The organism is Mycobacterium sp., from assembly GCF_049585075.1.
In the GTDB taxonomy this organism is placed as follows: Bacteria; Actinomycetota; Actinomycetes; order Mycobacteriales; family Mycobacteriaceae; genus Mycobacterium.
In genome coordinates, this window is sequence record NZ_JBAUZA010000413.1 from 1 (window position 1) to 8,920 (window position 8,920).

Annotated in this window: 9 protein-coding genes; 3 read left to right on the forward strand and 6 right to left on the reverse strand. The window is 67.1% G+C overall.

Going from position 1 to position 8,920, the window contains the following annotated elements:
- Positions 1–24: 24 nt before the first annotated feature.
- Positions 25–486: a DUF6113 family protein gene (locus WB785_RS19620; protein WP_424080962.1), complete on the reverse strand. Its 462-nt coding sequence runs from the start codon at positions 484–486 to the stop codon at positions 25–27.
- A gap of 70 nt (positions 487–556) precedes the next feature.
- Positions 557–1,474, reverse strand: a complete 918-nt coding sequence (mshB, locus tag WB785_RS19625; RefSeq protein WP_424080963.1) for an N-acetyl-1-D-myo-inositol-2-amino-2-deoxy-alpha-D-glucopyranoside deacetylase — start codon at positions 1,472–1,474, stop codon at positions 557–559.
- A 44-nt stretch (positions 1,475–1,518) separates the two neighbouring features.
- Between mshB and WB785_RS19630 the strand changes: the two genes are divergently transcribed.
- Positions 1,519–2,118 carry a TetR/AcrR family transcriptional regulator gene (locus WB785_RS19630; protein WP_424080964.1) on the forward strand — a complete coding sequence of 200 codons (600 nt, stop codon included), beginning with the start codon at positions 1,519–1,521 and terminating at the stop codon, positions 2,116–2,118.
- A gap of 8 nt (positions 2,119–2,126) precedes the next feature.
- Here WB785_RS19630 and WB785_RS19635 read toward each other — a convergent pair whose 3' ends face one another.
- From WB785_RS19635 to WB785_RS19645, 3 genes are all read right to left on the reverse strand, one after another.
- The gene (locus tag WB785_RS19635) at positions 2,127–4,043 is read right to left on the reverse strand and encodes an ABC transporter family substrate-binding protein (RefSeq protein WP_424080976.1); all 1,917 of its coding nucleotides are present in this window, start codon (positions 4,041–4,043) and stop codon (positions 2,127–2,129) included.
- Between the two features lie 146 nt (positions 4,044–4,189).
- A complete protein-coding gene (gene typA, locus WB785_RS19640) occupies positions 4,190–6,079 on the reverse strand; it encodes a translational GTPase TypA (RefSeq protein WP_424080966.1) in 1,890 nt (629 codons plus the stop codon).
- Between the two features lie 69 nt (positions 6,080–6,148).
- Entirely contained in the window at positions 6,149–6,532 is a 384-nt protein-coding gene (locus WB785_RS19645) for a (deoxy)nucleoside triphosphate pyrophosphohydrolase (protein ID WP_424080968.1), read from the reverse strand.
- A gap of 26 nt (positions 6,533–6,558) precedes the next feature.
- Here WB785_RS19645 and WB785_RS19650 point away from each other — a divergent pair, with 26 nt between their 5' ends.
- On the forward strand, positions 6,559–6,843 hold the full coding sequence (locus tag WB785_RS19650; RefSeq protein WP_424080970.1) for a 4a-hydroxytetrahydrobiopterin dehydratase: 285 nt from the start codon (positions 6,559–6,561) through the stop codon (positions 6,841–6,843).
- On the opposite strand, the gene WB785_RS19655 is transcribed toward WB785_RS19650, so the two are convergent.
- Positions 6,830–8,107, reverse strand: coding sequence for a mannosyltransferase (locus tag WB785_RS19655; protein WP_424080972.1), 1,278 nt, complete (start codon positions 8,105–8,107; stop codon positions 6,830–6,832). The genes WB785_RS19650 and WB785_RS19655 overlap by 14 nt on opposite strands.
- A gap of 118 nt (positions 8,108–8,225) precedes the next feature.
- Here WB785_RS19655 and WB785_RS19660 point away from each other — a divergent pair, with 118 nt between their 5' ends.
- Complete coding sequence (locus WB785_RS19660) at positions 8,226–8,909, forward strand: hypothetical protein (RefSeq protein ID WP_424080974.1); 684 nt, start codon at positions 8,226–8,228, stop codon at positions 8,907–8,909.
- Positions 8,910–8,920: the final 11 nt, after the last annotated feature.

The following is an 8,920-nucleotide window of genomic DNA, read 5'->3' on the forward strand; positions in this document are numbered from 1 at the left end:
ACAGTAGCCTCATCGCGCGAGTGGTCAGCGTTCGGCTCGGCGCGGCCACAGTACCCATGCCGGCGGCACCACACCGCCCACGAGCAGCAGTAACGGGCCGTAGGCCTGCACTCCGGGTCCACCGAAGATGACGTCGCCGCCCGGACCGCCCGCCAACATCAGGAGGACCGTGACGAGCCACGTCCACAGCGGTAACGCGGCCAGCCGGGTTGACGTGGTCCATCGCCCAGCGGCCCAAACCAGCGCCGCGTTGACCAGGCCGCTGATCAACGCGCTGATGGGAAATGGGATGGAGCCGATGTAGGCCGGCAGCAGCAGGGCGCCGGCTACCGCGGAGAGAATGCCGTCGACGGCGAGTAAAGCCAGGATCACGAATCGAATTGCTGGGTCCGTCGCGCCGAGGTCGTCAACCTGCCCGGTGCGTGGCCTGGTGGCGGTCAGGTCGGGACGCTGTCCAACTGCGAAGCGATGGACATGATCACCCACTGAAAGCTGTCCAGTCGGTCCTGCCAGTGTTGCTGGTTGTAGTCCAGATCCGGATCCATAACCGGAAAGCCTACCGCGTGGCGGACTCGGTGAGATCGAGTCCGGCGAGTAGATCGGTCTCCCAGCCGCGCCGATCGCGATCTCCCGCGACACCGGCCGCCAAAATGTAGTGCTCCTGCCCGACGATGGGCAGCGCAAAGTTATTCGACAACGCGAACGCGCGGCGGGTCGGACCGACGGTCAGCTGAGTGGCGTGCGCGGCCAGCGCCGCCTGCTTGGCCGGCATAGCGTCTGGGTCGTCGATGACGGCGTCGATATCTTCATCGGAGTAGCCCAGTTCCTGTAAATCCGAGTATTCGCCGTCGGGCGGCGGAATTACCCAGTGCGACCGCAAATCGTCCGGGCCGAGCGCCTCCCACCCCGCCATGAATGCGCTTCGGGCGATGACCGTCCAGTACAGCTTCGGCACCGACCACGGCGTGCCCGGGTAGTCGTCGGTGCCGGCCGCGGCTACCGCCGCTGTGGTGACGACATGGGCCTGCACGTGGTCGGGATGTCCGTATCCGCCGTTGGGGTCGTAGGTCACCACGACGTGCGGACGCAATGTGCGGATGAGCGCCACCAGCGCACCGACAGTTTCGTGTTCGTCAGCGTCGCTGAACCTTTCGCGCCGGCCCCGCGGCTCGGTGCCGGCCATGCCCGAATCGCGCCAGCGGCCCGGGCCGCCGAGGAAGATCGGCGCCGGCACTCCCAGGGCTTGTAGCGCCGCGGTGAGTTCGCCGATGCGGTAGCCGCCGAGTTGGTCGGCGTGATCGGCGGCCAGTTGTGCCCAACGTTCACCGATGATCTCGCCCTCTTCGCCCAGAGTGCAGGTGACGACATGCACCGCAGCCCCGCGGGCGATGTAATGGGCGATGGTGGCGCCGTTGGTGATCGTCTCGTCATCGGGATGGGCGTGCACGAACAACAGCCGCGGGGTCTCCTGCATGCAGGCACCATACCGGTGTGAACGCCAATGGCTACTATCAACGGATGCGACAGCAGACCGCTCGCACCCGCCGCCGGGGCAAGGAACTCGAGGACGCGCTTTACGACGCGACGCTGGCCGAACTCGCAGCCGTCGGCTACGGCGGGCTGACCATGGAAGGGATCGCCGCGCGCGCCCGCACCGGCAAGGCCGCGTTGTATCGCCGCTGGACTTGCAAGCACGACCTGGTCCAGTCGGCGTTGCATTACGCGCTGCCGCCACTGCCCGAACCCCGCACCGACCGACCGGCTCGGGAGAATCTGCTGGCCGTGTTCACCGCGCATTGCGACGTGCTTTCCGGCAAGACCGCGTTCCCCAGCCTGGCCATCATGAACCAGCTCTTGCACGAGCCGGAGCTGCGCGCCATCTTCGCCGACGCCGTCGTGGCGCCCCGCCTGGCGATCACCGAAGCGATTCTGCAGGCCGGCGTGGCCAACGGCGAGATCAATGCGGCGGCGCTCACGCCCTACACCGCGCGCGTCGGCCCGGCGTTGATCAACCAACAAATGCTGCTCACCGGAGCCCCACCGAACAAGCGCCAACTGGCGATCATCGTAGATACGGTGATCACCCTGATCGCCCTTTCGGCGCCAGTGGCCCAATAGTTTTCGGCCTATTGCGCGGTTTTGACCCACTGTCCGGCGTCGCCGACGATCCCGACGGGCACCGAACCCGAAAGGCTCACATTGAGAACGCTGGGCCCGGCGGCCACGATCGTGGTGTCCTGCAGAATCGGTAGCACGGTTGACATGTTCCACAGCTGCGGCTCCACCGCGTTGATCACGTCGTTGATGTTCGCGGTGCCAGCCAGCGCGGCGTCGATATTCGACTGGATGCTGTGATCGCAGATGCCGGTGAGGTTGGACGGCGCCTGCACCAGTGCTCCGGGTTCGTGCGTCTGGCTGGGCGCGGTGGAGGTGGGCGCCGCCGCGGTGGTCGCCGGCGTCGCTCTGGCGGTAACCGACGGATCGGCAGGAGGCGGGGGCTTCAAGGTGGGACTGGCCGTCGACACGGCGGTCGCCTCCAGCGCCGGGCAGCTGTAGCGCGAGGCAAGCACCGTCGCCAAATTTCCGCCGGCTTCGCGCCACCCGACGAGAGCGTCGACAGTGTTGTTGACCAGCGCGTCGCGGTACAGCGCCACCGGGTCGAGCGCCAACACCGTCGCGGCAATCCCGACATTGCGCAACTGGTCGGCGGCGGTGTTGGCCACGGCAACCGATGTCGGGTCGTTGGCGGCGACGCCGATGACCAGAGACAGCTGCTTGCCGTCCTTGCTGATACGCCCCCGGGTGATCTCCGGCGGCCCGTTCGTTGGTCGCGGCGGCGCCGAGGGCGCCGGCGGCGGAGTGACCGACGCCGACGTGTCGTTCTCGATCTGGTAACCCGACGCCTCCAGCAACCCCAACGCCTGGGCCCTGGTCAGCGCCGGCGGCGCGGTCGGCACGTAGCCGGGATCGCTGGGCGAGCGAATCTGCGCCTGGTCCAGCGTGACGGTGTTGTCGCTGCCCGCGCCGACGGCGGCGAGCAAGTCAACGTCGACCATCCCCAGAATCGCCTTGCGCACCGCGGCGTCGGCCAGCTTGGGCTGGTTGGCGCGCAACGTCAGCTGCATGACTCGCGGCGTCATGATCCGGGCGGTCCGGACATCCGGGATGGCCGATAACTGTGCGAAAGCCGCTGAGCCACCATGTACTTGGGCGACCTGAGTATCGCCGTTGCGGACCGAATCGGCGAGCGCGGCCGGCGCGCCGGCCCGGCGGAACAGGATCAGGTCCGGCTTGGACGGCGGCCCCCAATAGCGATCGTTGCGGGCCAGCAGGATCTCGTCGCGCTGCGGGTCGATGTTTTCCACTCGGAACTGCCCACCGGTGACCGGCAGGGCGCTGGCCAATCCGGCCGGAAAACCGCCCGGCACATCCTTGACGATGTGCGCGGGCAGGATATTGCTGAACAACTCGCGCCACGCCGGGTATGGCCGGGCGAAGGTGACGACCGCCTGCTTACCGCCGTCGATCGACTGCACGCCGGTGATCAGGTCGTAGCCGGCCGGATCGACCACACCGGGCTGGCCGACCATCTGCCGCCACAGATACCAAAAGTCGTCGGCGGCGATCGGGGCGTTGTCGGTCCACTGCGCCTCCGGCCGGATCTTATATGTCACCGTGAATGGGTTCTCGCTGGTCACATCGGCCGACACCAGCAGCGTCGGGTCCATCTCCCAACGGGATCCGGTTGACGTGGCCGGGTCGGACACGGGCCGAAACGCGCTGGGCAGTACCAGCGCACCGATGGCGGCGTTGACCGCGGAAAGATCGGACAGCAGATGCGGATTGAAGCCCGCGCCGATCGAGTCGATCCCCACGATGATCTGGGTCTTGCGTTGCGGCGGCGGTGCGGTACTCCGGGTCGTCTCGGTGCTCTGCGGAGCCGGTGGCGGGCTGACCGTGCAGCCGGCCAGCGTCAGCGTCAGCGTCGAAACCAGCACGCCGATGGTCAGCCATGCGCGGCAGACTCGTTTCGGCACGCCCAACAGGGTATCGGGGCCCGGCCGCAGAACCGTCATTGCGGGCGAACCTCACGAGCCACAGTGGCCTCTTCAGTCGCTGGGTGGAGGATTTAGTGCTCTCTCCAATTCGAGGGCGCGGGCGATATCACTGCCCGGGTTGATGGCCGGTATTACCCGCGAGCTTTCGCGCGCGCCTTCGCCCGCGCGCGCAGGGTCGCGGCGAGCTCGACCTTGCGCACCCGGACTACTTCGGGAGTCACCTCGACACATTCGTCCTCGGCGCAGAACTCCATCGCCTGTTCGAGGCCGAGTTCCAGCGGCCGGGCCAGGGTTTCCATGACGTCGGCCGTCGAGCTGCGCATGTTGGTCAGCTTTTTCTCGCGTGTGACGTTGACATCGAGATCCTCGGCGCGCGGGTTGATGCCGACCACCTGGCCCTCGTAGGTGTCCTCACCCGGTTCGACGAAGAATTGGCCGCGATCGGCCAGCTGAATCATCGCGAACGGGGTGATTGACCCGGTGCGGTCCGAAACCAGCGACCCCGTATGCCGGGCACGGATCTCACCCGCCCAGGGCCGGTAGCCGTCGAACACGGCGTTGGCGATGCCGGTGCCGCGGGTCAGCGTCAGGAAGTCCGTGCGGAAGCCGATGAGGCCGCGGCTCGGCACGATGAAGTCCATTCGCACCCACCCGGCGGCGTGATTGGTCATCTGCTCCATGCGTCCCTTGCGCGCGGCCATCAGCTGGGTGATCGCGCCGACGAACTCCTCGGGGCAGTCGATGGTCATCGCTTCGAACGGCTCATGCAGCTTGCCGTCGACTGTCCGCGTGACCACCTGCGGCTTGCCAACCGTCAGCTCGAAGCCCTCGCGCCGCATCTGTTCGACAAGCACGGCGAGCGCCAGCTCGCCACGGCCCTGGACCTCCCAGGCGTCGGGGCGGTCGATGTCAACCACTTTGATCGACACGTTGCCGACGAGTTCGGAATCCAACCGCGACTTCACCATCCGCGCGGTGAGCTTGTGCCCGGCCACCTGGCCCGCGAGCGGAGAAGTGTTGGTGCCGATGGTCACTGAGATTGCGGGCTCGTCGACGGTGATGCGCGGCAGCGCATGGGCGTGGTCCGGGTCGGCGAGCGTGTCGCCGATCATGATCTCGGGAATCCCGGCCACCGCCACGATGTCTCCAGCGGCCGCCTCCTCCGCCGCAGTTCTCTCGATGCCCTCGGTCACAAGCAGTTCGGTGATCTTGGCGTTGGTGATGACCGGATGGCCGTCCACCTCGCGCATCCAGGCCACCTGCTGACCCTTGCGAATGCGGCCTTTATAAATCCGGATCAGGGCCAGTCGACCGAGGAACGACGACGCGTCGAGGTTGGTCACCAGGGCCTGCAACGGCGCCTCGGGATCGCCCTGCGGTGGCGGAATATGTTCGAGCAGAACATCGAACAGCGGATCCAGATTGTCGCCGTCGGGGTTCTGGCCGTTGGCCGGTTCGGTGGTGCTGGCGATGCCTGCACGTCCTGAGGCGTAGAGCGTCGGCAGGTCGAGCGCCTTCTCGGCCGCCGCCTGCGCCTCCTCGTCGAGGTCGGAAGCGACGTCCAGCAGCAGATCGTGGCTCTCCTCGACGACCTCGGCGATGCGGGCGTCTGGGCGGTCGGTCTTGTTGACCACCAGGATGACGGGAAGGTGCGCGGCCAGCGCCTTGCGCAGCACGAAGCGCGTCTGGGGCAGCGGCCCCTCGGAGGCGTCGACAAGGAGCAGCACGCCGTCGACCATCGACAGGCCGCGCTCCACCTCACCGCCGAAATCGGCGTGACCCGGCGTATCGATGACATTGATGACGGTCATCGAGCCGTCCGCGTGCTGACGGTGCACGGCGGTGTTCTTGGCCAGGATCGTGATGCCCTTCTCCTTCTCCAGGTCACCGGAGTCCATGAGGCGTTCGATTGCATCGTCGCCGCGGTGGGTAAGCGCGCCGGACTGCCGCAGCATGGCGTCGACCAGGGTCGTCTTACCATGGTCGACGTGCGCGACAATGGCGATATTGCGAAAATCCACGCCGGTGATTGTCGCAGCTCAGGCCGTCGATAACGAAACTGAGCGATGGTGGCGTTGACCACTCCGGGTCTAGAGGATTCGAGCCAGCGCGGGCAGCCATCCCCGATCGGCGGGCACCCAGTCGATCTCGTGCAGCTGTGCCATCGTGACCCAGCGTAACGCGCCATGGTCATGCGGATGAGGTTCGCCGCCGAGCAAGCTGACTCGGTAAGCACGCAGCGTGGTCGTCGCATTGAGCGCAACGTCGTCGCCCAGACGTTCGCCGACCTCCACTTCGACGCCCAGCTCCTCGGCTAGTTCGCGGGCCAGCGCCTCGCGCTCGGTCTCGCCGGGCGCGACCTTGCCGCCCGGCAATTCCCAGCGACCCGCCAGGGCGGGCGGACGAAGGCGCTGTGCGACCAGCACCCTGGATTCGGCGACGACGGCCCCGGCGACCACGATCTGGTTGACCATCGCGGCTGACGGTATACGGTCAAAATATGGCTGTGTTAACGGATGAGCAAGTAGACGCCGCACTGCCTGACCTCAACGGGTGGGAACACAAAGAGGGTGCGCTGCGCCGGTCGGTGAAGTTTCCGGCGTTTCTCGCCGGCATCGACGCTGTGCGCCGAGTGGCCGAGCACGCCGAAGCCCAGGATCATCACCCTGACATCGATATCCGTTGGCGGACAGTGACTTTCGCGCTAGTGACGCACTCGGCGGGCGGTATCACGCAAAACGACATCGACATGGCACACGACATCGACGGGATTATCGGCGAGTAGCCGCTCGCGGTCCGCTCGCCGCAATCCAGGCCAGGGTCGCCAACGTCGCCACGATGTAGACCATTCCGCCCCAGGCCAGATACCACGCCCTGCCGTTCTGCCAGATGGTCGGTTGGGCGAAGCTGAGCAGCCACGGCACACCGATGATGGTCAGCGCCAACCACATCCAGCCGAGGATGCGCGCGCCGAGACGCTCCGATAGTGGCCCGTGCAGCAGCCAGATCATCAACGGCACCAGCCACACCCAGTGGTGTGTCCAGGAAATCGGCGAAAGCAGTAGCCCGAACAGCTCGACCACCAACAGAGTGCCGAGCCGGTCCGGCGCGTCGGCGCCGGCGCTCAGGGCCCGCCAGGCCAGCACGGCCAGTATCGCGGTGACCGCTATTCCGGTCAGCACCAGCGGGCTGTACCCGGCGTCGTGGCCGAAGATCCGGCAGATGCCGCCCCGCCAGGACTGATTGAACGTCGTGCAGATCGGCCCGATCCGGTCGGTTTCGAAAATCAGCTTGGTGAAGTACTGGCGGGTCTCGCTACCGATGACCAGCGCCGAGATCGCAACGGTCGCAAAGAAGACGACCGCCGAGAACACCGCCGCAGCCCATCGACGGGCACCGACGAAATACAGGCCGGTGATCGCCGGGGTCAGCTTCACGCCGGCCGCCGCGCCGACCAATAGACCCGACCACCACCACCGGGTGGTGTAAACCGCGTACAACCCGGCCAGCACCAACAGCACATTGATCTGGCCGTAGTCGAACGTACTGCGCAACGGCTCGAGCCAGATGGCGATCGCGGTCCACAGCATCGCCAGACGGTGGCCCGCGCCGGCCGCAACCTCGAGCAGACGCTGGCTGATCCGGACCACGCCGTAGAGCGCGGCGATCGTGCCGACCTGCCAGCAGAAGGCGACCAGCCAGAACGGCAGCAGGTGCAGCGGGTAGAACATCACCGCCGCGAACGGCGGATAAGTAAACGGCAGCGGGAAATCCGGCGTCTGATCCGCGTAGACGTAGTGGTACAGGCTCCCCGGGTGATCGATGGTGGCCGCGCCGCCGATGTAGACGTGCAAGTCGACGAAATTGGCTCCGTTGGGCGCGAGATACGTCCAGGCCAACCGCGCGGCGACGCTCACAACGAACAGCACCGGCCCGACAGCGCTGCGCGAAAGCGCCCGCCGACGGGTGGAAGCTGCCGCCGGGGCGGCCGAGGTGGTGTCTATCTGCACGACTCTAACGGGGTCGCCCGGACCGGCCTTTCTGGTCACTGCCGTCACTCGTATCCGTAACGATCGAATAACCGCCACACGTGTCACTTGAGTCACTTGAGGAACGGGCGAACTATCAGCGCGGGAGCACCCCGTCGTCGAGAACCTCAGGAGAGTCATGTCAACCTTTTGGACGTTGTTCCGCGCCACCGCGGTTGTGGCGGGCTCGTCGGCCGCGCTACTCATGGGCGGGCTGATGGGCACAGCCCATGCCGACCCCGCCGCGCCAGTGATACCCGCACCCAACATCGGCGAGCAGCTGCTCACTTCTGCCGCCGGCGCACCCCAGGTGCTGCAAAACCTCGCGACGGCCATCGGGGCACAGCCGCCGGCGCCGCCACCATTGGCTGCGATCAGAGTCCCGCAACCGTCGACCGCAGGTCTTCCGGGGGCCACCTCGGCCGTCCCGGGCGCAAGCTCGCTCGTTCCCGGCCTTCCCGGCGCGACACCGGCTGCGACGACGGCTACACCCGGACTCGGGATCCCCGGGTTGACTTCGACGTTGCCGGCACCGGCTGCGCCCGCGTCGCCAGTCGCCGGGCTCCCCGGGTTGACGCCGACCGTCCCGGCGGCTGCGCCGACGACGGGGCCTGCGGGGTTGCTGCCCCAGGCACAGCTCAACTTGCCGCAGTTGCCGTTCCTCGGCGTGCCGCTGCCGCAGCAGATCTCGCTGCCCGGTGATCTGACCTCGCTGGCTACCGGTGGGGTTCCGGCCTCGGCCTCGGTCCCGGTCGCCTCGCCGGTCACCGCGCCTGTCACAACACCCAACCCGTTGCTCTTCCCGGTGTCCGGCTTGCCCTGACCCGCCCCGGC

What these genes read in the sequence shown, in the direction of transcription:
- mshB (WP_424080963.1), bottom strand. Translation starts at nt 1,474, where the DNA reads ATGCAGGAGACCCCGCGGCTGTTGTTCGTGCACGCCCATCCCGATGAC.
- WB785_RS19650 (WP_424080970.1), top strand. Translation starts at nt 6,559, where the DNA reads ATGGCTGTGTTAACGGATGAGCAAGTAGACGCCGCACTGCCTGACCTC.
- WB785_RS19645 (WP_424080968.1), bottom strand. Translation starts at nt 6,532, where the DNA reads ATGGTCAACCAGATCGTGGTCGCCGGGGCCGTCGTCGCCGAATCCAGG.
- WB785_RS19630 (WP_424080964.1), top strand. Translation starts at nt 1,519, where the DNA reads ATGCGACAGCAGACCGCTCGCACCCGCCGCCGGGGCAAGGAACTCGAG.
- WB785_RS19660 (WP_424080974.1), top strand. Translation starts at nt 8,226, where the DNA reads ATGTCAACCTTTTGGACGTTGTTCCGCGCCACCGCGGTTGTGGCGGGC.